General features: G+C 33.2%; 30 protein-coding genes and 1 other RNA gene. 10 read left to right on the forward strand and 21 right to left on the reverse strand.

All coding sequences use genetic code 11. From position 1 onward, the window contains the following. Nucleotides 1-144 precede the first annotated feature (144 nt). The gene (locus J2W48_RS21400) at nt 145-324 is read left to right on the forward strand and encodes a hypothetical protein (protein WP_310284048.1); all 180 of its coding nucleotides are present in this window, start codon (nt 145-147) and stop codon (nt 322-324) included. A gap of 500 nt (nt 325-824) precedes the next feature. Beyond that, nucleotides 825-1490, forward strand: coding sequence for a 3-keto-disaccharide hydrolase (locus J2W48_RS21405; protein ID WP_310284050.1), 666 nt, complete (start codon nt 825-827; stop codon nt 1488-1490). A gap of 119 nt (nt 1491-1609) precedes the next feature. Here the strand turns inward: J2W48_RS21405 and J2W48_RS21410 are convergent, their stop codons facing one another. Further along, complete coding sequence (locus tag J2W48_RS21410) at nt 1610-2158, reverse strand: DUF3575 domain-containing protein (protein ID WP_310284052.1); 549 nt, start codon at nt 2156-2158, stop codon at nt 1610-1612. Between the two features lie 199 nt (nt 2159-2357). Here J2W48_RS21410 and J2W48_RS21415 point away from each other — a divergent pair, with 199 nt between their 5' ends. Continuing rightward, nucleotides 2358-2552 carry a hypothetical protein gene (locus J2W48_RS21415; protein WP_310284053.1) on the forward strand — a complete coding sequence of 65 codons (195 nt, stop codon included), beginning with the start codon at nt 2358-2360 and terminating at the stop codon, nt 2550-2552. Between the two features lie 77 nt (nt 2553-2629). On the opposite strand, the gene rnpB is transcribed toward J2W48_RS21415, so the two are convergent. Then, nucleotides 2630-2951: RNase P RNA component class A (rnpB, locus tag J2W48_RS21420), an RNA gene on the reverse strand. A 123-nt stretch (nt 2952-3074) separates the two neighbouring features. Here rnpB and J2W48_RS21425 point away from each other — a divergent pair. Further along, nucleotides 3075-3368: an SH3 domain-containing protein gene (locus tag J2W48_RS21425; RefSeq protein ID WP_310284055.1), complete on the forward strand. Its 294-nt coding sequence runs from the start codon at nt 3075-3077 to the stop codon at nt 3366-3368. A gap of 234 nt (nt 3369-3602) precedes the next feature. Here J2W48_RS21425 and J2W48_RS21430 read toward each other — a convergent pair whose 3' ends face one another. From J2W48_RS21430 to J2W48_RS21445, 4 genes are all read right to left on the reverse strand, one after another. Beyond that, complete coding sequence (locus tag J2W48_RS21430; RefSeq protein WP_310284056.1) at nt 3603-3974, reverse strand: LysM peptidoglycan-binding domain-containing protein; 372 nt, start codon at nt 3972-3974, stop codon at nt 3603-3605. Between the two features lie 7 nt (nt 3975-3981). Then, nucleotides 3982-4461, reverse strand: coding sequence for a BON domain-containing protein (locus J2W48_RS21435; RefSeq protein WP_310284057.1), 480 nt, complete (start codon nt 4459-4461; stop codon nt 3982-3984). A 157-nt stretch (nt 4462-4618) separates the two neighbouring features. Next, nucleotides 4619-4909, reverse strand: a complete 291-nt coding sequence (locus tag J2W48_RS21440) for a hypothetical protein (protein ID WP_310284058.1) — start codon at nt 4907-4909, stop codon at nt 4619-4621. Between the two features lie 248 nt (nt 4910-5157). After that, on the reverse strand, nt 5158-5319 hold the full coding sequence (locus tag J2W48_RS21445) for a hypothetical protein (RefSeq protein ID WP_310284060.1): 162 nt from the start codon (nt 5317-5319) through the stop codon (nt 5158-5160). Between the two features lie 196 nt (nt 5320-5515). Between J2W48_RS21445 and dnaX the strand changes: the two genes are divergently transcribed. Next, a complete protein-coding gene (gene dnaX, locus J2W48_RS21450) occupies nt 5516-6601 on the forward strand; it encodes a DNA polymerase III subunit gamma/tau (protein WP_310284061.1) in 1086 nt (361 codons plus the stop codon). Between the two features lie 236 nt (nt 6602-6837). Further along, entirely contained in the window at nt 6838-7281 is a 444-nt protein-coding gene (locus tag J2W48_RS21455) for a DNA polymerase III subunit gamma/tau (protein ID WP_310284063.1), read from the forward strand. On the opposite strand, the gene J2W48_RS21460 is transcribed toward J2W48_RS21455, so the two are convergent. From J2W48_RS21460 to J2W48_RS21530, 15 genes are all read right to left on the reverse strand, one after another. After that, a complete protein-coding gene (locus J2W48_RS21460; protein WP_310284064.1) occupies nt 7282-7860 on the reverse strand; it encodes an NAD(P)H-dependent oxidoreductase in 579 nt (192 codons plus the stop codon). A gap of 54 nt (nt 7861-7914) precedes the next feature. After that, a complete protein-coding gene (locus J2W48_RS21465) occupies nt 7915-8475 on the reverse strand; it encodes a Crp/Fnr family transcriptional regulator (protein WP_310284066.1) in 561 nt (186 codons plus the stop codon). Nucleotides 8476-8491: 16 nt separating this feature from the next. Continuing rightward, nucleotides 8492-9073, reverse strand: coding sequence for a TMEM175 family protein (locus J2W48_RS21470; protein ID WP_310284068.1), 582 nt, complete (start codon nt 9071-9073; stop codon nt 8492-8494). Nucleotides 9074-9088: 15 nt separating this feature from the next. Beyond that, the gene (locus J2W48_RS21475) at nt 9089-9979 is read right to left on the reverse strand and encodes a Ppx/GppA phosphatase family protein (RefSeq protein WP_310284069.1); all 891 of its coding nucleotides are present in this window, start codon (nt 9977-9979) and stop codon (nt 9089-9091) included. A gap of 36 nt (nt 9980-10015) precedes the next feature. Continuing rightward, on the reverse strand, nt 10016-12100 hold the full coding sequence (gene ppk1 / locus J2W48_RS21480; protein WP_310284071.1) for a polyphosphate kinase 1: 2085 nt from the start codon (nt 12098-12100) through the stop codon (nt 10016-10018). A gap of 5 nt (nt 12101-12105) precedes the next feature. Further along, on the reverse strand, nt 12106-12591 hold the full coding sequence (locus J2W48_RS21485) for a SixA phosphatase family protein (RefSeq protein ID WP_310284073.1): 486 nt from the start codon (nt 12589-12591) through the stop codon (nt 12106-12108). A 256-nt stretch (nt 12592-12847) separates the two neighbouring features. Further along, complete coding sequence (locus J2W48_RS21490) at nt 12848-13351, reverse strand: CAP domain-containing protein (protein WP_310284074.1); 504 nt, start codon at nt 13349-13351, stop codon at nt 12848-12850. Nucleotides 13352-13507: 156 nt separating this feature from the next. Continuing rightward, nucleotides 13508-14152, reverse strand: a complete 645-nt coding sequence (gene pdxH, locus J2W48_RS21495; protein ID WP_310284075.1) for a pyridoxamine 5'-phosphate oxidase — start codon at nt 14150-14152, stop codon at nt 13508-13510. Nucleotides 14153-14257: 105 nt separating this feature from the next. Further along, on the reverse strand, nt 14258-15163 hold the full coding sequence (locus tag J2W48_RS21500; protein ID WP_310284077.1) for a ribonuclease Z: 906 nt from the start codon (nt 15161-15163) through the stop codon (nt 14258-14260). Between the two features lie 86 nt (nt 15164-15249). After that, nucleotides 15250-15582: a ribonuclease Z gene (locus J2W48_RS21505; protein ID WP_310284078.1), complete on the reverse strand. Its 333-nt coding sequence runs from the start codon at nt 15580-15582 to the stop codon at nt 15250-15252. A gap of 167 nt (nt 15583-15749) precedes the next feature. Beyond that, on the reverse strand, nt 15750-16676 hold the full coding sequence (locus J2W48_RS21510) for an aspartate carbamoyltransferase catalytic subunit (RefSeq protein ID WP_310284080.1): 927 nt from the start codon (nt 16674-16676) through the stop codon (nt 15750-15752). Nucleotides 16677-16760: 84 nt separating this feature from the next. Next, the gene (locus tag J2W48_RS21515; RefSeq protein WP_310284082.1) at nt 16761-17402 is read right to left on the reverse strand and encodes a DUF6891 domain-containing protein; all 642 of its coding nucleotides are present in this window, start codon (nt 17400-17402) and stop codon (nt 16761-16763) included. A 69-nt stretch (nt 17403-17471) separates the two neighbouring features. Beyond that, complete coding sequence (gene pyrR, locus J2W48_RS21520; RefSeq protein WP_310284083.1) at nt 17472-18011, reverse strand: bifunctional pyr operon transcriptional regulator/uracil phosphoribosyltransferase PyrR; 540 nt, start codon at nt 18009-18011, stop codon at nt 17472-17474. Nucleotides 18012-18326: 315 nt separating this feature from the next. Beyond that, nucleotides 18327-18707, reverse strand: coding sequence for a hypothetical protein (locus J2W48_RS21525; protein ID WP_310284085.1), 381 nt, complete (start codon nt 18705-18707; stop codon nt 18327-18329). A 2-nt stretch (nt 18708-18709) separates the two neighbouring features. Further along, nucleotides 18710-19240: a hypothetical protein gene (locus J2W48_RS21530; protein WP_310284087.1), complete on the reverse strand. Its 531-nt coding sequence runs from the start codon at nt 19238-19240 to the stop codon at nt 18710-18712. 1038 nt (nt 19241-20278) lie between these two features. Between J2W48_RS21530 and J2W48_RS21535 the strand changes: the two genes are divergently transcribed. The 4 genes from J2W48_RS21535 (at nt 20279) to J2W48_RS21550 (ending at nt 22587) form a co-directional block, all read left to right on the forward strand. Further along, the gene (locus J2W48_RS21535) at nt 20279-20872 is read left to right on the forward strand and encodes a dihydrofolate reductase family protein (RefSeq protein WP_310284089.1); all 594 of its coding nucleotides are present in this window, start codon (nt 20279-20281) and stop codon (nt 20870-20872) included. Between the two features lie 568 nt (nt 20873-21440). Further along, entirely contained in the window at nt 21441-21752 is a 312-nt protein-coding gene (locus J2W48_RS21540) for an ArsR/SmtB family transcription factor (protein ID WP_310284091.1), read from the forward strand. Between the two features lie 5 nt (nt 21753-21757). After that, nucleotides 21758-22255 carry an SRPBCC family protein gene (locus J2W48_RS21545; RefSeq protein ID WP_310284092.1) on the forward strand — a complete coding sequence of 166 codons (498 nt, stop codon included), beginning with the start codon at nt 21758-21760 and terminating at the stop codon, nt 22253-22255. 158 nt (nt 22256-22413) lie between these two features. Continuing rightward, nucleotides 22414-22587: a hypothetical protein gene (locus J2W48_RS21550; RefSeq protein WP_310284093.1), complete on the forward strand. Its 174-nt coding sequence runs from the start codon at nt 22414-22416 to the stop codon at nt 22585-22587. Nucleotides 22588-22595 lie beyond the last annotated feature (8 nt).

The raw sequence follows: 22595 nt of genomic DNA on the forward strand, positions 1-22595 counted from the left end.
ATAAAGTTTAGTATACTTTGACCTTCAAATACTTCCATAATGACTGATTTTAAAGATATAAATATACAGAAACTAAATGACTAGCTCAAAAAATATTTATTTATTTCATAATTTTCTTATAAATTCTATATTTGAAGAAAAAGAATGTCTGAGAAATATAAAGTTATCGATAGTAAGGTTCCCTCTTTTATTACCATTATAGATTGGGTAGATTTGTTTGTACGCCCCATGAGCAGTCATATCCATTTAATAGTTACAGCTTTTGATGGGGAACTACAAAATGTTATTCGTGATTTTAAAAAGTTTACTTCTAAAAAATTATAGAAACCATAAATGAGCATCCCGAAAGCAGAAGAGAATGGCTGTTACGAAAATTTAATTTTGAAGCTCAGAAATCAGGAAAAGCCGAAAATTATAAGTTCTGGCAAGATGGTTTTCATCCTGTGATATTTTTTAGATACATTAGAAAAAATGGAATAATGTGTGAACTACATACATTATAACCCTGTTGAAGCAGAAATCGTTTTTCATGAAAGAGACTATATAAATAGCAGCTATAGAAATTACGAGCAGGATAATACAGTATTTTGCAACGTAAAGGTTGAGCCTTTATGGTAGTTTGTATAAATAAGCCGCGTTGCAAACGCTTTACTCTCGTTAGTTAAAAAAGTAGGTACTCGTTGCAAACGAGCACCAGAGGGATCCCTATTTTAAATCAACAAAATCAATTTCATATTTTAAAAAATTGCAATGGTGAATTAACCTGATAAACTTGGTATTACTTACTTTTACAATCACAATCGCAGAATTAATTAAATCTTGTTATGTTCAAAAAATCAACCTTTGCTTTAGCTATTCTTTTTATTTTAAGTTCATGTGCTGTCCAGCAAAAAAGCTTATCCGTTAACGATTGGTATGCTTTTACAAAAGCCAGTACAGAAAGGCTTCAGCCTACCCAAGCTTTTGATTTTTCTGACGGAATGATCAGAATGCACGGTGACAACAATGGTTACCTGATGTCTAAAAAAAGTTATAACAATTTTGAACTGAGCTTAGAATACAGATGGAATATCGAAGAAAAGTTTAAAACAAAAAATAAAAAAAACAGCGGTGTCATGTACAACATACCCGCTGATTATCCTGATAAAATCTGGCCAAAAGGAATCCAGTTTCAAATAAAAGAAAATACTACTGGCGATTTTATCTTTTTAGATCAGATCACTACAAAAGTAAACGGAAAACTGGTAGAGGCTGGTGCAAGTGTAACTTCTCCCAAATTTAGTGGCAACGAAAAACCGTATGGCGAATGGAATACTATTGTTATAAAATCCTTTAATGGTAAAATCACCCAATATTTAAACGGAAAACTCGTAAATGAATGTACGGAATCCTCCTCTACAGAAGGCAAAATTTCTTTAAATTACGAAGGGTCCCCAATTGACTTCAAAAACATTATACTAAAAAACATTTCAAAAAATAATGAATTCTAAAATATAGAGATTTTAAAAACTTTCACTCTTTATTAATTTAAATTACTGCAAAATTCAAAAAACCTCCAAATTCCTAATAATCTGGAGGTTTCTATTTAAAAAAAATCATCAAAAGACTGCTACTTCCCAATAACCCAGCCCAAAGTAAAACCAGCAACAAGAACAAATTCAGTATCGAATCGATCAAAATTGACACCGGCTCCTAAATTCACTTCCAGATTAAATTTTCGTTTGTAAGTGCGTTGAAATCCCCAAAGCGGAGCAAGAGTAAAAGAAGGACAATATTCTGCATAATCCTTATTGGTAGAAATTGATTGAAAATTGTAAGTAGCGCTCACTGCAATAAAATTACCGGAGTTATAAGCCGTTCTTTTTCCTTTATTCGCTCTTTTTTCAAGATTGTAATAATGACGAAACTGCTCATTAATCATAGGTAAAAAATACGTAGTTGATTCGTCATAATAACTGTTATAGCGATATCCAAACCCCGAACTTACTTCTGAATAAAGTGTGTTTTTAGCATCAAAACCATGTTCGTAAACAAATCCCGGAAATAAGAAGTTGATTTTAAATTGATTTTTTTCAACACTTGCAGGAGCTTCGTCCTGTGCCTGAATTGTAATCGTAAAAAGAACTGATAAAAGTAAAAGCAGGTAATTGTTTTTCATTTTTTGTTGTAAATAAGTTGGGGGCAAAAATAATATTAAAAGCGTACAAACCACTAAAAATTTAAAATATTTTTCCTACATACGAATCGTATCAAAATCCATATACACACCTTGAATGTTATAACGATAAAGAGTAATTGTATAACATAAAAAATTAATGAGAAGTATACTTTTGAGGTGAACATTAAAATCAAAAATCATGAACCTAAAAAGATTTTTCGGAGGATTACTTACTATCCTCGGAATAGTAGGACTTATTTACACAGCCGTTATATTTGCCGGCACTACAGGCGAAACGAGAGACATTAAATCGTTAATTATTTACGGAATATTGGGAATCGTATTTTTTATGTCGGGTATCAGTCTGGTACGAACTACGAAAGACGAATCATAAATTACTTACTGAACTCTTATAAAAGAGAAGTTAGTTAAGTTACACACATGAAATAAGTTAGCAACTTTCACAAATATTAAAAAAGCAGACCTGTAAGCCGGATTCTGTTCTTGTTATTGCTAACAATACCTTATCATTTATCTAGATCCCGCATTACTGCGGGACTCAAGCTACCTACCCTTCAGCAACGGACGAGAAGCCCTTAAATGCTGATATACTTGGTATTTCACCGCATAGAGTTTACCTGGTTTCACTACAGCATTACCTGTACATACTTTCTGTTGCACTTGTCCTGACGCTATCACTAACGCCGACGGGTGTTACCCGCTATGCCTCTCTCTGGTGTCCGGACTTTCCTCCCTCCCAATAAATCAGGACGACGATAAGGCGGTCTGCGGTGCAAATTTAGCTCTTTTATAAGGAACTTGAAGCTTTTCTAAAGTTTACTTTAACACTGCTTTTGCAATCCCTTTATTTTAAATTGGTTATCTTTAAAATCCTAATCTCAAAAATTCTTTTATTATGGCTAAAATGTATCACTACGCAACGGTCTCAAAAGCTTTAGATCAGCTTAATGAAAAAGGGTTTACCTGCGACTTCAATCGAAACGCTGACATTATCAAAAAGAATCCTGAAAAATTTGAAATTGTACATGTGTATCGATACGAAGGCGAATCAGATCCGGGCGATGAAGCTGTCGTTTACGGAATCAAATCAAGCACAGGCAAAAAAGGCGTTTTTGTAGCAGGTTTCTCCGCCGATTCTGATCAGGAAACTGCAAAATTCCTATTCGATTTAAGCATTAAAGGCCGTTAATTTTCAGGAGCTGTTCCTGCTGTACGCTGTATCTTTTCCTTGCTAAAGAAGCAAGAAAAAGGATGTCACTCCCATCAGGGCTAGGCCTTAGTTTTCATAAAGTCATTGCGAGGAACGAAGCAATCACACTACTAAAAGCAAAATTGATTAAGCAAATGCGATTGCTTCGTTCCTCAGGATGACATAAAAAAGTCCATCATAAAATGACAGACTTTTAAACAACACGCAACTAAATTACGTAGTTGGTATTTTCAATTTCCAACCCGGCTGAATCAGATCCGGATTTTTAATAATATTTTTATTGGCTTCAAAAATTGTCTGCCAGGAAACACCATATTCTTTTCCAATTTTAGATAACGAGTCACCATCCTTCACAGTATAATCAGTTGTGATTGTATCTGCAACATCTATATTGACAACAGCATCCGCCGCTCTGAAATCAGGATCAATTTTTCCATATACATTCCAAATTTTTTCTTTGTCTTCTGCAGATTTTGCTGTTCCTTGAATATACAATACATTATTTTGTTCTCTCACCAGTAAATCCGCTATTCCTAAATCCGTCGCCAGACTAATCAAATCTCTATATTTTTCCTGTAAACCCATAACGATTTTATTTAATAGTTAATTTGTTATCCACTTTTTGAGGTTTCAATTCCTGTACACTTTGAATTAAAGGCTGCAATTGACTTCTTTTGATTTCTCCCGAAAGTGTCACAACACCACCTACAACAGTAGCGCTAACACCATCATAAGCTTTTATTACCTTACCTACCGATTTATCCAAATCACTATCAGAATTAATAATAACAGCAGCAGCAGCAGGTTCTACATTAGGCTGAGGAAACTGACAGTTATTCACTACCGATTTTACTCCTTTAACTGCTTTTACAGAACGCTCAATATTTTTTTTGAAAGTACCATCTTCACAAGTTCCCACAATAGTAGCAACCCCTTCATGTACTGTAACCTGCACTTCCGGCGTATCACCTAATTTGGTACTAATTTCTTTTTCGATATCCGCATCTTTAGGTGTACAAGCCACTAAGGAAACAGCAAGCCCCATTCCTAATAAAATTGATTTAATTTTCATAATGATATTTTTTAATTAATTAAGATTTTAAAATTAAGTCTATTAATTATCAATCGTTTATATGATGATGTTTGCAGATTTATATTTTTCCCAGTAAAAACAATTGGTTGAGTCTGAAATTGTTTATTTGGAATACTGGAAATACCCGCTTTTTTGATTAAGCTACATAGAGATTAAAGTTTAGAAAAGAATTAAGGTTTTCTGAGAAAAGATCAAAAAGTTTATAGAACTCAAACAATGCTTTTTCTTCATCAAAAATGCATTTTTCAAGAATCATATTTCGGTAACCGGAAGTTGATTCATTATAGCCTAATTCTTTAGCTACAAAATCATGAAATATATTCCATTCCGGAATTAAATTTTCATCTATTTTATTATGTAAACAATACAATCGATAGCCATTTACAGTATAATACAAAGTTGATAAATGCCCATCTCCGATATACAAATAAGGTTTTTCTCTAATTTAATCTAATTAATGAATATAGATTATTTTGATTCATAAAATTGGTTGTATTAAAATTTATTCTTTTGGAATTTATATATTTTTGTACTCACGAGAACGCTTATACAAATTGAGGGGAATTTATTAGATACAATTAAAACTTCACTTCAGGAGATTGATTTTGATAAACCATTTCGAAGATTAGTGACTTTTTATCTGAGCTTAAACAAACTTCATTGTATTTATTTTACTTAAAATTTGATTTTCAGCAACTGCCAATTGATCACAAATAAAATTACATCTTCATTCTTTTTCATTTTCAAATCAAATTCTAAATTGACAAGTCTTCTAGCTAAATAAGTATTTAATTCACCATTCTTTTGTTTTACTTTATTAACTGCTTCATTATCCACTTGCTCTTAGTTTTAATTTTTGTTGTTTTGATGAAGAAAAAATTAAAAACATAATTTAATATTTGTTAATTTCCTGATGGGAAAACAGTAAAACTAATAGCTGTTCAAATACTTAAAATCCTCTTTCAGATTTATCAATTTCAGATTTGTGATTTGGCAATTTTCAGCCTATATTTGCTATCGAATAAAAAAGAATATGGAACAATTTGTTGTATCGGCCCGTAAGTATCGCCCGCAGACCTTTAAGGATGTTGTAGGTCAGAAAGCCATTACTAACACTTTGCTGAATGCCATCGAAAGCAACCACCTTGCTTCTGCCCTTTTATTCACCGGACCTCGAGGTGTTGGAAAAACAACCTGCGCTCGTATTCTGGCACGAAAGATAAATCAGCCTGGATATGATGATCCAAATGAGGATTTTGCTTTTAACGTTTTTGAGTTAGATGCGGCTTCCAACAACTCGGTTGATGATATTCGGAGCCTAATTGATCAGGTTCGGATTCCGCCACAAACCGGGCAATACAAAGTTTATATTATTGATGAGGTTCATATGTTGTCTTCGGCTGCTTTTAATGCTTTTTTAAAAACATTGGAAGAACCGCCAAAACATGCTATTTTCATTTTAGCAACAACAGAGAAACACAAAATTATTCCGACGATTTTATCGCGTTGCCAGATTTTTGATTTCAAAAGAATTACCGTAAAAGATGCCAAGGAACATTTGGCAGAAGTGGCGGCAAGTCAGGGAATCAATTTTGAAGATGATGCTTTGCACATTATTGCACAAAAAGCAGATGGTGCGATGCGTGACGCTTTATCCATTTTTGACCGTGTGGTTTCCTATTGCGGAACGAACCTGACACGCCAGGCCGTAACCGAAAATCTTAACGTTTTAGATTACGAAACCTACATCAGCATTACCGATTTACTTATAGAAAATAAGATTCCGGATTTATTATTATCATACAACGAAATTCTTTCAAAAGGATTTGACGGTCATCATTTTATTGCCGGTTTAGCTTCACATTTCAGGGATTTATTGGTAAGCAAAACTCCTGCAACTTTAAGTTTGCTTGAAGTGGGTGAACAAGCACAGCAAATGTATGGCGTTCAGTCTCAAAAATGCTCTCAGGAATTTTTATTAAAAGGAATTGACATTGCAAACGACTGCGATTTAAAATATAAATTAAGCCAGAATCAGCGCCTTTTGGTCGAATTATGTTTGATGCAATTGGCCTCTATCAACTTTGATGGAGAAAAAAAAAAGTTGAGCAATTCATAATTCCACCAGTTTACTTTAAAAATAGCGGATATTCTATAAGTGAAGCCCAAAGTCTAAAGTCTAAAGGTGAAAATCAAACTGTAACTGAAATTTCAGTTTCAAAAGTTGAAATTTCGGATAATGCAACTGAAGTTCCTATTACTCAAAAAGAAGAAACAGTTATAACTCCGCAAAATCAAACTTCTGACGTTTCAAAACCTGAAATTACCAGTGAACCTAAAATTTCTGCCTTTTCATTGGCAAGTATCCGCAAGAAAAAAGAACTGGAAGCAAGCAGTAAGTCTTACGTAAAACCTACTACAACATTACCAACAGAAGAATTTACCGAAACCGAAATGTTGCTGCAGTGGAATAAATATGCACAGCGCTTAGGAGACAAGGGCTTTAAAATTATGGAGTCATTATTATTAATTAATGATCCGGTTTTAAATGGTACGAATATTACTTTGGAATTACCAAACGAAGGTTCTAAACTGGATTTTGAAAAAGAAATCCACGGACTTTTAGGACATCTTAAAGGGCATTTACACAATCATGATATTACGATTGAAGTCATTGTAAATGAATCCATTGAAAGTAAACGCAGTTTTAACGATCAGGACCGTTATAATCGGTTTTTGGAAATAAATCCAAACATCGAGCTTTTACGCACCACATTTGGATTGGATTTACCAACTTAATTATTTGTTCCTGAATCCGAAATCATATATTTTCTGAAGCCATTTTTCTCTCTGAACCTCATCAGCCGTTTTCACAATTCCGATATAACTGACTTTTACGGGTTTTATTCCGCAAAATTCCAGTGTACATTTCTTTAACTGATTCACGCTTGGCCTTCCGTAAAAAAAACGATAATACCAACCGGGCTGATCTAAAGTCGTGATAATATGGGCCGTTTTTCCTTTTAGCAGCTTATCCCACCAAACCGAGTTTTCACGATATTGAAATGCCATTCCCGGTAAAAATAATCTATCAATAAAACCTTTGGTAATAGCAGGCAAGCCACCCCACCACACTGGGTGAATCCAGACTAAATGATCTGCATTTTGGATTTTTTTCCAGGATTCGAGTAAATCTGGTTCCAGTTCCGTTCGTTTTTGATAACCAAACTGTAAATTCGGATTAAACTGTAATCCTGCAATGGTAATCATTTCTACTTGGGCTCCGGAAGCAATCGCTCCTTTTTTATAACTTTCAGCAATTGCAAAATTGAAGCTTGCAGAATTAGGATGTCCATTTATAATCAATATTTTTTTCATTTTTACGTTTTTACAAAAATACTGTTACACTAAAAATTTCTACCGGACAAATGTCTATAAAATAGATTTTCTGATACGGCTTAAATGTCTTGGCGTAACACCTAAATAAGAAGCCAAATACTGCAGCGGAATTAATTGTATATAATTTTGATGATTTTTACACAGCTCTTCATAACGCTGTTTGCCAGATAATTTCTGAAAAGAAACCATTCTTTTCTGCAGGTTTACAAATTCCATTTCAGCAATTTTACGCCCTATTTCCTGCCAATGGATACTTGATTTATAAAGCTGTCCCAAACCTTCTCTACTAATAACCTGAAGTTCCGTATCGGCTAATGCCTGAATATTTTCTTCCGCAATATGCTGTGTTATAAAACTGGAAAATGAAGCCATGAATTCGTTTTCAAAAGCAAAACAATTGGTAATTTCATCACCCTGATGGCTAAAAAAACAGGAACGCAGGATGCCTTTTTTGATAAAAACAATTTCATTACAAACCTGATTTTCTTCTAATAGGAATTCTCCCTTTTTTAGGTTTTTTGTAGTAATCAAATCATCTAACTGATCTAATTCCTTCTGCGACAAAATTTGAATTGATTCAAAAACGGATTTCATTTTAAAAACGGATAAATTAATCTTTTGGAACAAAAACCTTCTCGATTCTTTTATCTGGAATCAGCCATAAAAGTGCCACAACTAAATAAGCTGCACCAGAAATCCATTCGCTGTAAAAAGAAAAAGTAATTCCCAGAATATACAAAATCGTAGATGCCAATCCTTTGAAGTCTTTTCCTATTGCTTTTGCCAATATCGAGTTTTCTCCTTCAGAAATAATTATAATTCGCTGCAAAATAAAATAAGCGACCGAAGATAATAACAATACGATACCATACAAAGTCATTGAAGCTTTTGCAAAATTATGTTCTCCCATCCAGCCTGTTGCAACAGGAATCAGGGAAAGCCAAAAAAGTAAATGCAAATTTGCCCAAAGAATTTTTCCGTTTACTTTTGATACACTATGAATCAAATAATGATGATTATTCCAGTAAATTCCAATATAAATAAAACTCAGGATATAACTTAAAAACTTAGGGAACAAGGGCTTTAAATCAACAAAATCAGAACCGTGCGGCACTTTAATTTCTAAAATCATAATAGTGATTATAATGGCTAAAACACCGTCACTAAAGGCTTCAAGTCTCGATTTATTCATTTTTAAAATATAAATTTAAATTTTTCCGTAATACATTGCTTTTACGATACCATCAGAAAGACCAATTTTAGGCACATAAATCTGGCGTGCACCACTCCATTTCATCGCATTCAGGTAAATTCTGGTAGCGTGGATGATGACATCGGCACGATCAGAATTTAATCCTAATTCAGCAATTCTTTGTTCATAGGTTAATGAATTCAAAAAGGCATATTGTGAATTGATGTAAATGTACGAAAGTGGCTTCTCCTGTTGCTTTCCTGACATTTTAAACAATTTATTAATGTTTCCACCGGAACCAATAAGCGTTACCTCATCATAATCTTTAGTATTGGCTTTGATCCATTTTTCTATTTCGTCCCAAACCACATCATGCACCATATCATTTAGCAAACGAACAGTTCCGGCTTTAAAAGATCTGGAATTAATCATTTTTCCGTCAGAGAATAAAGTAAATTCGGTACTTCCTCCACCTACATCTACAAAAAGATAGGTTTCGTCTGTTTTCAATAAATGATGTAAATCGGTAGAAGCGATAATGGCTGCCTCTTTTTTTCCATCAATAATTTCAATTTTTATATCGGCTTTTTTCTTGATAAGTGCCACAACTTCCTTGGCATTGTATGCCTCACGCATGGCCGAAGTTGCAAAAGCCATATAGCGTTCTACTTTATGTACTTTCATCAAAAGGTTGAATGCTTTCATGGCATCCACCATTCGATCAATATTTTCTTCTGAAATTTCACCAACGGTAAAGGCATCCTGACCTAAACGGATTGGTACACGAACAAGTGAACTTTTATTAAATTGAGGTTCTTTGCCATCTTGTTCTACAACATTCGATATCAGTAGCCTCATGGCATTTGAACCAATATCTATTGCTGCATATTTTTTTATTTTAATCATGCTCACTTATGATTTTAAATTTAAATTGTGTCGGTTTTAATTTATATCCTGAACTGCTTTTTCAATTAATTCATCCGTTTTACTCTGATAATATTTATAGGTTTCTAATTGTGCGCGAAATGCCGGATGATGATTTCTGACTTTGTATTTATTATCCAGATTATAGGAATGATATCTCACTTTTACGTTTCCTTTCCATCCAATATTAAAATTATCAATCAGTTCTTTTTTTATTGAAAGGTCATAAATCGGGCAGGTAACTTCTACTCTTCCATCCAAATTTCTTGCCATAAAATCAGCTGATGAAATATAGACTTCGGTTAAACCGGCATTACCAAAAATATAAACCCTGGAGTGCTCCAGGTAATTATCCACAATACTGATGGCTTCGATATTTTCGCTCATTCCGGGAATTCCTGGAATCAAAGAACAAATTCCTCTTACCTGAAGTTGAATTTTTACTCCTGCATTGCTGGCCTCGTATAATTTATCTATCATTTTAAAATCAGACAGACTATTCATTTTCAATTTGATATGCGTCTTTCTTCCTGCTAAAGCATGGAGGATTTCACGATCTATCAGTTTTATAAATTTGCTTCTGGTGTAATGTGGCGAAACTATTAAGTGTTTGTAACGGTGAACCCTGTAATTAATATCGAAAAATTCGAATATTTTAGACACATCCTTTAATATTTGCTGATGACAGGTAAAAAGGGTAACATCAGTATAAATTTTAGCTGTTGATTCGTTAAAATTACCTGTTGAAATAAACCCGTAACGACGTGTTTTTTCATCTTCTATCCTTTCGATTACACAAATTTTGCTGTGTACTTTCAGACCTTTTATCCCAAAAATAAGTTCAATTCCTTCGGTTTGCATTTGCTCTGCGTACGAGATGTTGCTTGCCTCATCAAATCGTGCCTGAAGTTCGATCTGAACGGTCACTTTTTTACCATTTTTGGCAGCATTAATTAAGGAACTTATAATTTGTGAATTCTTTGCTAGACGATATAAGGTGATTTTTATCGTGGTTACTTTTGGATCTAAAGCCGCTTCTCTCAAAAATTTGGTTAAATAAGAAAATGACTGATATGGAGCATGAAGCAAATAGTCTTTTTTACTTATTTTTTCCAGAATACTCCCTCCCAGACTTAAACCCGGAATTGGTAATGGTTCATTGGCTTTATAGAGTAAATCGAACCTTCCTAAACTGGGAAAATTCATATAATCACGTCGATTGTGATATCTGCCTCCCGGAATTATACTATCTGTAGATACGATTTTCATTTTATCAAGGAAAAATCGTAGCGTATCCTCTTCAATCAGGTTGTCATAAATAAAACGAACAGGCTCTCCTATCCTCCTGTCTTTTACTGATGTAGCAATTTTTTCAAGCATGCTTTTACTTAAATCGCTGTCGATATCCAATTGCGCATCACGTGTAATTTTGATCATGTGTGCCGAAACACTTTTATAATCGAATATATTAAAAATGTTTTTCAGGTTATGTCGAATAACATCATCTATCAAAATAACATAATGTTTATCATCTGTTGATGGCAATACAACAAACCTGTTTATTGTTTTGGGAATTTCGATCACTGCATAACGCACCTCATCATTTTGATTCATCTCTAAACGAACAGCCAAATATCCCAGTGTATCTTTGAGGACAGGAAACTCTGCCAAATCATTCAAAATGATAGTAACCAATTCAGGACTTAGTTTTTGAACAAAGAAATCTTTTAGAAAATTTTCCTGTTCAATTGTAATCTCGTTTTCATTGATAATGAAAATATTCTCTTTTTCGAGCTCAGACTCAATATTACCTAAAATCCTTAAGCTTTCAGATTGCTGCTGAATTACTATTTCAGTAATGTCTTTGATTAATTGCTTGGAAGATACACCCCCTAAATATTTTTCCCCGGAAATTCCAGACAGGTTCAACCTACGAATTGCAGCATAACGAACCCTGAAAAATTCATCTAAGTTGTTAGAAAAAATTCCAACAAAACGTAATCTGTCTAATAGTGGAACTGTATTATCGGCTGCTTCCTGAAGTACCCTGGCATTAAAGGCAAGCCAACTTTTTTCTCTGTCAATGTATTTCTGCTCGTACACGCTTTTTATTTTAAATCTTTGGGGAAAATCGTTTTATGTGTTTTGCCTTTATTGATGTTGGTCCAACTTTCTGCATCAAATTGTAATGAAACAAAACCGGAAGTAGGAACATTTTCTATAAAAACATCCCCAAATTTATTAACAAAATTTGTAATAGCCTCATTATGTCCAAAAAGAATAACGCTTTCAAAACTATTATCACATGATTTGATAACTTTTTCAAGCTGACCTCCATCAAAAGTGTAAAGATCGTCTTTGTAAATAATACTTTCTATTGGATAGGATATATTTTGCGCAAAAATAAGAGCTGTTTCTGAAGCGCGGGCTGCGGGGCTACTCCATACTATATACATTTTAGGAAGAAACTTTGAAATAGTTCCTGATACAAGATGAGCATCTAAAATTCCTCTTTTCATCAAAGGCCTGTCAAAATCTTTTAAGGGAGCTTCCCAACTGGATTTTGCATGTCGTATTAAGATTAAGTTTTTCATAAAAGGATATTATTTAAAACATGCGCGTTTTAAAATTAATTCAATCCTAATTTACGAAAGAAATTTTAATACACTTGTCTTTTACAATGTTGTTAACATTAAAAATGGTCCTGATTTAATTTTTACAACATTATTGAGCTGCTATACAATTAAATAAAGCTTTAGAGTAATATTTTTTTTTGTATCGCAGCCATAAAAAAAGCCGTTGCAAAATGAATTACAACGGCAACTAAACTAACCTGCATACTAACTATCTTTAAATTTTTGCAAAAATATTGGTATAATACTTTCTACCATTTTCTGCGTCTATTTTTATGGCAATACCAAAATGGGTATAATCGCCTTCTATATTTTTTTTATGTTCACCACTCGCCAGCCAGGCAATTAAAACGCCTTCTGAAGTTTTATAATTATAGGCTACATTTTCACCTACTTTGTGTGCATTCAAAACTTTTATTATATTCTCAGAACGTGCTGAGAAATTATCATGACTAACTACTCTGTTGGCAATCATATAATTACTATGCTCTTCTGATTTAAAAGAGATATGATTCACTTTTATCAATGCTTTTAAACCAATATTCTCACGATGCCTGTTGATTAATTGCATCAACACAATTTCTGATTCGTTATAACTATAATCTGTTATAAGTTCTTCGGATGGATTTTCTACTTCGCCTTGATCACTTGATTCTGATGAACAGGAAACTGTCAAAAGAATAATTGTAATGAATAGCGATATTCGAAAAATCCTTTTCATAACACCAACAATTTCATCTAAAAGCAAATATCAGATGCAAAATGCTTTTGATTTTTTATTTGCTAAAATAAAAATAATCAAATTATCGTTTAACTACCAAAAAAAATCGATGAAATACATGAAAAATATTTTTAAGTAAAAAATTTCTTATTTTTACTAAGAAGATAATCTTTCAATTAGCCAACTAAAATCGGATTGGCTTTTATAACGAATTCTGTCATGTAATCGGTTTGGTCTTCCCTGCCAGAATTCAACCTCCAATGGAGTCACTATATATCCGCCCCAGTTTTCAGGTCTCGGAATTAATTTCCCTTCAAACTCATTTTCCAGTTTTCTTAAATTGTCTTCTAAAAATGTTCTTGACGGAATTACTTCACTTTGATTGGAGACGATGGCTCCCAATTTGCTTCCATCAGGGCGCGAATCGAAATAACCGTCTGATAAGTTTTCAGAAGTTTTTTGTGCAATTCCTTTAATGATAACCTGTCGTTCCATTTCATGCCAGAAAAAAGACAGGCAAACATTTGGGTTTGCAGCAATTGCTTTTCCTTTTTCCGAATTATAATTGGTGTAAAAGATAAAACCTTCTTCCGAAAATTTCTTTAATAAAACGACTCTGGATTTCGGAAAGCCATCCAAACCGATTGTAGAAACAGTCATGGCATTTACTTCTCCGCTTCCGCCAAAATCTTCTGCTTCATGAAACCATCTGTTAAAAAGATTAATTGGATCTTCGGGAATATTAGTTTCCAATAATTCGCTTTTCTCGTATGATTTTCTATAGTTACTCAAGTCATTCATAATTTTGGATTTTAGACTGCTTAGATTTTATATTGAATGTTTTAGATTTTAAAAGCATTCTATTTTACTTTAAGACTTTCGGCTTTACAACTTTAAAACTTATTTTTAAAACTCAAAACTTCTTCCATCATCTCCTAATAGCACATTTGGAAAAACAGTTGCTGCTTCTTCCTTAAAACGTTCAATACCTTCGTATCTGGTAGAATAATGACCCAAAATCAATTGTTTTGCATTTGCTTTTAAAGCGATTGTTGCTGCTTCTTTTGCTGTTGAATGCAATGTTTTCTGCGCCAAAGCTTCTTCTGATTGTAAAAAGGTAGTTTCATGATAAAGAACATCTACATTTTCAATAATCGGAATGATATCTTCATTGTAAACTGTATCCGAACAAAAGGCGTAACTCATTGGCGGAATTGGATCAAAAGACAATTTTTCGTTATCAATTATTGTTCCATCATCCAGTGTAACGTCTCCGCCATTTTTTATTTTTTGATAATACGCTGTATGAATATTATACTGCTGAACAGCATCAACATTCAGTTTTCTTTCTCCCGGTTTTTCCTGAAATAAAAATCCGTTTGTATATACCCGGTGTTTCAGCGGAATCGTTTTTACCACTACTCTGTTATCTTCAAAAATAACTTCACTTTGATTTGATTCCAATTCATGAAAAAACAAATCATACGTTGTCCAGGAATTTGATAATCTTAATTGTAACGTAATAATTTCCTTCACTCCTTTTGGACCGTAAATATGCAAATCGGTAGTTCGTCCTAAAAGGGCAAAAGTTGAAATAGTCCCTATTAATCCAAAGAAGTGATCACCATGCAGATGCGAAATAAATATGTGATTGATTTTTGAGAATTTAATTTTGTTCCTGCGCAATTGAACCTGAGTTCCTTCGCCGCAATCAATCAGAAATAATCTGTTTTTAATTTCTAAAACCTGCGAAGTTGGGTTGGTAATCGTTCTTGGAGTTGCGGCATAACAGCCGAGTATAGTAAGCTTCATTTTAGATTGTTGATTTTAGATTGAGTAAATAGTATTTGAGATTCATCAGTATCCAAATCTAAAAATCTGAACTCTAAAATCTGCAATTAAAACCCTAAATCTCTTTCGATCTCTTCCATTTCGATAATATCACGTGCTTCTAAAAGTGAAGGCACAACTGTTAATTTGTCAGAAACAGCATTAAAGTCAAGGTCATCGGCTACAATTACAAATGACTTTTTAGCTTTTTTTTGCTGTTTGGAAAGAGGTTGAAAAAGCTTCACATCACTTTCAGACAAATTAGAATCTGATGTCAAATCGATAATAATATTTTGTTTTTCAAAGGTTTTAAACTGCTGGGTTACTTTCTCCAAAAAAGAATTAAAATCTCCCTGAGTATCTTTAATAGTAACGGTATGTCCTTTTTGATCTACTTTCATCTTATAATGTATTGGGGCTCAATATAAAAATAATAATTCGAGAGCTAAGGTACGAAGGTTTTTTTAATTTGTCAGTTTCAGGTTTCAGGTTTCAGGTTTCAGGATTGTCAATATGAACGTTCCACAACGTGAAACTAAAAATCTGAAACTTGAAACTAAAAGATAATCTATTGAATTTTAGACGCCAAAAGGTAAATCACCGCCATTCTGATTGCCACTCCATTTTCAACCTGATTCAAAATTACCGAATGATTGGAGTCTGCCACTTCTGACGTAATTTCTACACCCCTGTTGATTGGTCCCGGGTGCATGATGACGATTTCTTTTCCAAGAGAATCCAATAATGGTTTATCTACTCCGTATTGTTGTGCGTACTCGCGTGTTGAAGGAAAAAAGTTTACATCCATACGTTCGTTTTGAACTCTAAGCATATTGGCTACATCGCACCATTCTAATGCTTTTCGTAAATTCGGTTCGACCGTAACACCTAGCGATTCAATATATCTCGGAATCAATGTTTTGGGTCCGCAAACTTTTACTTCGGCACCTTGCATTTGTAAAGCATAAATATTGGATAAAGCTACTCTTGAATGCAGAATATCACCCACAATAACTACTTTTTTTCCGGCGACATCGCCTAATCTTTCTCTGATTGAATAACTGTCTAATAAAGCCTGCGTTGGATGTTCGTGTGCTCCGTCTCCGGCGTTTACGATACTGGCTTTGACGTTTTTGGATAAAAAATAAGCCGCTCCGGGGTTGGAGTGGCGCATGACAACCATATCTACTTTCATCGAAAGGATATTGTTTACTGTATCAATAAGTGTTTCTCCTTTTTTAACCGAGGACTGTGCTGCAGAAAAACTAATTACATCAGCTGATAATCTTTTTTGGGCCAATTCGAAAGAAAGTTTGGTTCTGGTACTGTTTTCGAAAAAAATGTTGGCAATCGTAATATCTCGTAATGAAGGAACTTTTTTAATTGGCCGGTTAATGACTTCTTTAAAATGATCTGCCGTTTCAAATATCAGGTTTATATCATTCTCATTGATGTATTTGATTCCTAATAAATGATTTACGCTTAATTCTTTCATTTTTGTTTCTTTAATATTTATTTTTCAAATTCCTGAATTTCTGAAACATTCAGTCATTCAATACTTTTTTAAGGAACAGATACTCTATTGGACCATTCTGTCTACCACCTCACTATAATCCTGGAGATCTCTCACGTCTTCATCAAAAATCTTCTGCCATCTGAAACCCGGAATTTCAATTTTAGATCTTGCAGAACCGTTCCAGATTATTTTAAAATCGTTATTTATTAAAACTTCGGCAACTCTTTTTCCTACCTCTATTGTAACAGCATCATCAGAATTATCCACTTTCTGAAAAGCGATATACAAGCCTGGATTTTCAATATCGATTGCTCTGGCCAAATCCTGTTCGTGATAAAAACAATAACCGTCAGACTCCACTTCGTTTTCCTGCAATTCTCTTTCAACCTCCACTACTTCATATTCTCCGTCGGTTGTGGTGTAACCCGCATTATGAAGCGCTATTATATTTTCATCACACAATTCATCAAAAGCTTTTATGAGCTTTTCAGTATCTGTTGGGCTTTTCCATTTTTTACTTTCTGAAAGTAATTTTTGGTATTCTTCTTTTATTTTATCAAAAGCCCATTCTTCTGAGGTTTCGTCTTCAAATTCGTTGTCTTCAATTTCTTCTATGATGTTTTCCTGAATCTCATCAAGAGAAAGAAATCCCATTCTGACCTGATTAAAAATTGATTCATAAATAAACGCTTCGTTTTCTGTCATGGTATTTATTTTCAATTTTTATTGTTTATTCGTTTGTTTTGCGATTAAACAGTTAAGTGATTAAACTTCTTAATTTGTTATTAGGTAAACAGCATCTTCGCCTTCATTTTCTTTCCAGCTTACCTTTACTTTTTCATTATTTATGGCATCTACCTGACGGCCGCGATAATCGGGCTGAATTGGCAAATTACGGCTAAAACGTCTGTCTATTAACACTAACAATTCTATTTCTGAAGGTCTCCCGAAAGACTGAATTGCGGTTAAGGCAGAACGAATGCTTCGTCCGGTAAACAAAACATCATCGATAAAAATGACTTTTTTGTTTTCGACTATAAAATTGATTTGTGTTTTATTGGCTTCCAGCGGTTTATCGGTTCTGCGAAAGTCATCCCTAAAGAAAGTGATGTCTAAATATCCCAATGAAATGGGCGGAGTCTGATATTCGTTTTCTAGTATTTGTTTTAAACGTTCTGCTAAAAAAACGCCTCTTGGCTGGATTCCGACTAAAATAGTATCAGAGAAATCAAGATGTTTTTCGATTAACTGACAAGCCAAACGATGGAGTATGATAGTAACTTCTTTTGAATTAAGTAATACTTTTTGGCTCATAATTAGGTGTGATGTTTGGTTGGGCAAATATACGAAATCAGAATTTATTTGTTGGGGTGTTGGGGATGGAAATATTTTTTTGATATTTTGAAATTATTTTATAAATAAATCTATACTTTTTTCAGCTAATTTTAATTTTAAATATTCTTTAGCAGAAGCAACTTATTTATCTTTATAATACATATAAACGAGTTATAGGCGAATTTACCTTAAATCCGAAAATAAATACAATTAAAAACAAACATTTTTTTCGCATAAAATTTTGAATTTAAAAAAAAACCACTCATTAAGAGTGGTCATCATTTTTATCTTGTTTTATTCGCAATCTTTATGAATATAATTTAAATATTCCTCTGCTTTAGCACCTTCAGAAGACTGGATTTTATATGTTGTATATCTTGAATATCTTGAACGATCATCTAACCACTTATATCTCACAGCTACTTTTGAATCCATTTTTTCAAAAACCAATCTCTCTCTGGCTTCATGTCTCCCATTCATATTATAACTCCTTCTTACATCGCCAATACATTCACAGTCATTGCCTGAAATTTTTACTGGTAAAATCTTATCTTCTACAAGATGTATTGCCGAATAAAATGCTGTTGTCACAACCCAATCATAATATAATTTGCCTTGTAAGAGCAAAGTGCTTAAATCTTTATTACGTTCTCCAAAAATTTTCTTATGCGACATATTTAGTTAAAAATTTCAGAATAATCAAAACCATCTTTTTCCAATAATTTTTCGTCTAAATCTTCACAACCCATTATTCCCATATCTAAAGTGCTATTAAACAAGGAACTGAATGAACATTTTACTTCATGAATTTTCATATAAGAAAGTTCAACAAATTCATCATTCAATAATATTTCATTTGGAACAACAATTATAACTTTTGGGTTCTGGTGAAATATATTAATGTAAAATGAATGAACTGGATAATGTTCTTTTAGAATAGCAGTTAGTGTTGACTTTGTACAAAGATATACTTGATTAGCCTTCTCAATAAATTTTTCTGTTGTAGATTGAACTAATTTATCTAAAAAATCTTTCTTTCCTGTATTTTCCCCATCTGCAAAACCTTTTGAATAGGCTTCTGCAACCACATTTACGTGATAATACAAATCATTAATTTTAGATTCCTTTGCTTGATGCTTATTATCAACCAAATAGCTATTAAACAAATTAAGACCTGGAGTTTTTTCTATTTTAGTATCGTTTATCATGGTAATTTACTGATTTACTGTAACTTAAAAATTAAACTACTTGAAATCTATTGTAATAAAAATTAAATTTAATAAAAATAAATGTATTAATGTCACAAAAAAATATAACAGCATTTATTTAGAACAATTATAAATAAATAATTATATTCAGTGGCGCAAAAGTACAATAAAAAATAATAACAAACAAATACCTTTATCAATAAAAACATATCTATATCCAAGCAAAAAAGAAGAGTTGTAAACAAAAAAACATCTCATAACTCACGTCTTGCGCAATTTGCGAATTTAGTAGAATGATCGTTTTTATTGTATTTTCATTTAGCCGAAAAATACTCGTCTTCGTAAGTCGCAAACTGCGCCAGGCGCGAGAATGTTTGGCGCCACTTTAGATAGTCACAAATGGACGAAAATAGTCTTCAACTTAAAGCATTCAATTTTGTCGAAAAGATAATAACTATTGAAAACGAAAGTAACAAAAAAATTATTTAATCTTTTGACTGATCAGCATGCTGTTTTATACTTCGTCATCATAAAAACCTGATTGTGCGGAAATGCATAACGATCACGCGGAAATTCTTTCCCGTGCCCGCAAGTATGTCTCGTCCTAAAATAAGTTTAGGACAAGACAGTATATCAAATTTCATAAACATTTAAATTCCAACCGCTCAGATATACGCAACGATAGCGCAGAATTGTATTCTGTACCCACAAAGCATATCAACTTTTAAAATACTTCCACGGATATTTAAAACAACATTTACAAACATTAGATAAATTTAAAATTCCGTAGGAATGATCAATATTGTAGCAACGGATTTTAATCCGTTGTAAAGTTAAACGTCACATAACAAAGTTCCATAGGAACGAACCATATTAGTAAAATGTACCGAACCTACGGCTCTTTTTATCTTGCATGCCTAAATAAACTGGATTAAAATCCAGCCCTACAATATTGTTCGAGCCGATGGCTCTTGTTTGGTTCAATAAAAATTTCTCCATTTTCATTATATTTGATATAATCAAAAAACACCAAACATCATGAGAAAAATAATCGTCATAACCATGATTACAATCGATGGCGTAATGCAGGCACCTGGTGGTCCTGAAGAAGATACTTCGGGCGGTTTTGAATATGGAGGCTGGGTGGCGCCTTTTGGAGATGAAGAATATGGCAAAGTCATGCAGGAACAAATGAAACCTGCTGATATTCTTTTGGGCAGAAAAACATTTGATATTTTTGAAGACTATTGGCCCAAACACGCAGAAGGCTGGCCGGGAATTAATGAGGTTACCAAATATGTTTTGTCTTCCACCAGAAAAAACTCTGATTGGGAAAACTCCGAATTCCTTTCCACTTTAGAAGACATCAAAAAACTCAAAAATTCAGAAGGCGGAGACATTAAAGTCTGGGGAAGCGCAACACTTGTTCAGCTTTTGCTTCAACATGATTTAGTTGATGAACTTGGACTCTTAATTTATCCTATCATTCTGGGAAAAGGGAAAAAATTATTTGATGATGGTGCTACTCCGGCAGGATTTACCTTAATTGAAAGTACGGTTACGCCAAGCGGTGTGATTGCTGTTAGCTATAAACGAGCCGGAGAAGTGAAAACTGCTACTATTGGAGATTAAACAAATGAGACAAAACATTCAACAGTTTATAACAAAACCTAAAAACGTATTTCTAATAGATGCTTTTGGTGCTTTACTTACTGCTTTTTTGCTTTTTGTCGTTCTGAGAAATTTCAGTACCTTTTTTGGACTTTCAAAAACTACTCTCGAATATCTTTCTTTACTGGCGCTGGTATTTTCAATTTATTCCTTTTCCTGTTTTTTTCTAATTACCAACAATTGGAAATCGTATTTAAAAATAATCTGCATTGCCAATATATTGTATTGCGTTTTGACATTTGGAATACTACTTTATTATTGCCAAAGTATTTCAGCGTTAGGTATCGCCTATTTTCTTGGAGAAATACTTGTTATATGCGTAATTGTATTTTTAGAAATTAGAATTATAAAAAACAAAAAAAATATTTAATCTTTTTACTGTTCAGCAAGCTGTTTTATACTTCTTCATTATAAAATTTCATTAGGTTTTTATAACTAGTTAAAAAAACAACTCTTTAAATATTTGCGAAACCGAAAAGTTGCACATATATTTGCAACCAATTAGCTTCGTAATTAATTTTTAAACAAAATGAGAAGAGACATTTTTCAGGCAATAGCTGATCCAACAAGGCGGGCTATTATATCTTTGATTGCACTACAAGCAATGACACCAAACGCCATTGCCGAAAATTTCAATACTACAAGACAAGCTATTTCTAAACATCTTCGCATTTTAGCCGAATGCGAATTAGTAAAACAAGAACACCAGGGCAGAGAAATTTATTACTCCCTTGAAATTGAAAAAATGAAAGAAATTGACGAATGGCTGAGCCAATACAGAGAAATTTGGCAAACCAGATTCAATCAGCTTGACGAATTATTAGCAACAATTAAAAAATAGAAACGATGGGAAATTTATTATTTGATTTTACTGTTGACAAAGCCACCAAAACAGTAACAATTGTAAAAGAATTTGCAGCCGAACTTCCTTTGGTTTGGGATGCATACACAAAGCAGGAAATCCTGGACGAATGGTGGGCACCAAAACCATGGGAATCAAGAACAAAAGTGATGGATTTTGAAGTGGGCGGACGACGATTTTATGCCATGGTAGGCCCGGAAGGACAAGAGCATTGGGCTGTTCAGAAATATACATCCATAACTCCCAAAACTAATTTTAAATTCTTAAATGCTTTTGCAGACAAAGATGAAAACCTTCAACTGCCAGGTTCTGACTGGGATCTGAATTTTATAGGCCAAAAAGAGAATACAAAAGTCATTATAACCATTTATAACGAATCTCTTGCGCGAATGGAACAAATGATTGAAATGGGCTTTAAAGAAGGGTTTACGATGACACTAAAAAGCTTAGAGGAATTATTGAAAAATTTATCTCAAAAATAATTTTGGTTTAACTATAATAAAACATATATTAAGGGCATATCACAATCCTAAAACTTTTTCCAAAAATTATATAAGATATTTTTTACTGCATGAAGTAATTTTATTCTACGATAATCAGAATACTAAATTCTTTTTAAAACAATTAAAACAGCAAAATCATGCAAAAAAACATTACACGTTTGTTAATGGTATTCGTAATACTATTTTCATTTACAAGCTGCGAACTTATTGGAGACATTTTTAAAGCCGGAATGGGATTCGGAATATTTATTGTAGTGGTTGTAGTTGCGGTAATTATTTTCGCTTTCGCTAAACTCTTCGGCAGGAAATAAAAGCAGAA

It is taken from the genome of Flavobacterium piscis (assembly GCF_031457575.1).
Taxonomy (GTDB): Bacteria; Bacteroidota; Bacteroidia; order Flavobacteriales; family Flavobacteriaceae; genus Flavobacterium; species Flavobacterium piscis_A.

Excerpts from the sequence above, each read along its gene's own strand:
- J2W48_RS21400 (WP_310284048.1), top strand. The coding sequence starts at position 145 with ATGTCTGAGAAATATAAAGTTATCGATAGTAAGGTTCCCTCTTTTATT.
- J2W48_RS21415 (WP_310284053.1), top strand. The coding sequence starts at position 2,358 with ATGAACCTAAAAAGATTTTTCGGAGGATTACTTACTATCCTCGGAATA.
- J2W48_RS21425 (WP_310284055.1), top strand. The coding sequence starts at position 3,075 with ATGGCTAAAATGTATCACTACGCAACGGTCTCAAAAGCTTTAGATCAG.
- J2W48_RS21460 (WP_310284064.1), bottom strand. The coding sequence starts at position 7,860 with ATGAAAAAAATATTGATTATAAATGGACATCCTAATTCTGCAAGCTTC.
- J2W48_RS21550 (WP_310284093.1), top strand. The coding sequence starts at position 22,414 with ATGCAAAAAAACATTACACGTTTGTTAATGGTATTCGTAATACTATTT.
- J2W48_RS21470 (WP_310284068.1), bottom strand. The coding sequence starts at position 9,073 with ATGAATAAATCGAGACTTGAAGCCTTTAGTGACGGTGTTTTAGCCATT.
- J2W48_RS21515 (WP_310284082.1), bottom strand. The coding sequence starts at position 17,402 with ATGACAGAAAACGAAGCGTTTATTTATGAATCAATTTTTAATCAGGTC.
- J2W48_RS21530 (WP_310284087.1), bottom strand. The coding sequence starts at position 19,240 with ATGATAAACGATACTAAAATAGAAAAAACTCCAGGTCTTAATTTGTTT.
- J2W48_RS21525 (WP_310284085.1), bottom strand. The coding sequence starts at position 18,707 with ATGTCGCATAAGAAAATTTTTGGAGAACGTAATAAAGATTTAAGCACT.
- J2W48_RS21535 (WP_310284089.1), top strand. The coding sequence starts at position 20,279 with ATGAGAAAAATAATCGTCATAACCATGATTACAATCGATGGCGTAATG.
- J2W48_RS21410 (WP_310284052.1), bottom strand. The coding sequence starts at position 2,158 with ATGAAAAACAATTACCTGCTTTTACTTTTATCAGTTCTTTTTACGATT.
- J2W48_RS21475 (WP_310284069.1), bottom strand. The coding sequence starts at position 9,979 with ATGATTAAAATAAAAAAATATGCAGCAATAGATATTGGTTCAAATGCC.
- J2W48_RS21500 (WP_310284077.1), bottom strand. The coding sequence starts at position 15,163 with ATGAAGCTTACTATACTCGGCTGTTATGCCGCAACTCCAAGAACGATT.
- J2W48_RS21485 (WP_310284073.1), bottom strand. The coding sequence starts at position 12,591 with ATGAAAAACTTAATCTTAATACGACATGCAAAATCCAGTTGGGAAGCT.
- J2W48_RS21490 (WP_310284074.1), bottom strand. The coding sequence starts at position 13,351 with ATGAAAAGGATTTTTCGAATATCGCTATTCATTACAATTATTCTTTTG.
- J2W48_RS21545 (WP_310284092.1), top strand. The coding sequence starts at position 21,758 with ATGGGAAATTTATTATTTGATTTTACTGTTGACAAAGCCACCAAAACA.
- J2W48_RS21510 (WP_310284080.1), bottom strand. The coding sequence starts at position 16,676 with ATGAAAGAATTAAGCGTAAATCATTTATTAGGAATCAAATACATCAAT.
- pyrR (WP_310284083.1), bottom strand. The coding sequence starts at position 18,011 with ATGAGCCAAAAAGTATTACTTAATTCAAAAGAAGTTACTATCATACTC.
- J2W48_RS21505 (WP_310284078.1), bottom strand. The coding sequence starts at position 15,582 with ATGAAAGTAGATCAAAAAGGACATACCGTTACTATTAAAGATACTCAG.
- J2W48_RS21405 (WP_310284050.1), top strand. The coding sequence starts at position 825 with ATGTTCAAAAAATCAACCTTTGCTTTAGCTATTCTTTTTATTTTAAGT.
- J2W48_RS21465 (WP_310284066.1), bottom strand. The coding sequence starts at position 8,475 with ATGAAATCCGTTTTTGAATCAATTCAAATTTTGTCGCAGAAGGAATTA.
- J2W48_RS21430 (WP_310284056.1), bottom strand. The coding sequence starts at position 3,974 with ATGGGTTTACAGGAAAAATATAGAGATTTGATTAGTCTGGCGACGGAT.
- J2W48_RS21435 (WP_310284057.1), bottom strand. The coding sequence starts at position 4,461 with ATGAAAATTAAATCAATTTTATTAGGAATGGGGCTTGCTGTTTCCTTA.
- J2W48_RS21540 (WP_310284091.1), top strand. The coding sequence starts at position 21,441 with ATGAGAAGAGACATTTTTCAGGCAATAGCTGATCCAACAAGGCGGGCT.
- dnaX (WP_310284061.1), top strand. The coding sequence starts at position 5,516 with ATGGAACAATTTGTTGTATCGGCCCGTAAGTATCGCCCGCAGACCTTT.
- pdxH (WP_310284075.1), bottom strand. The coding sequence starts at position 14,152 with ATGAATGACTTGAGTAACTATAGAAAATCATACGAGAAAAGCGAATTA.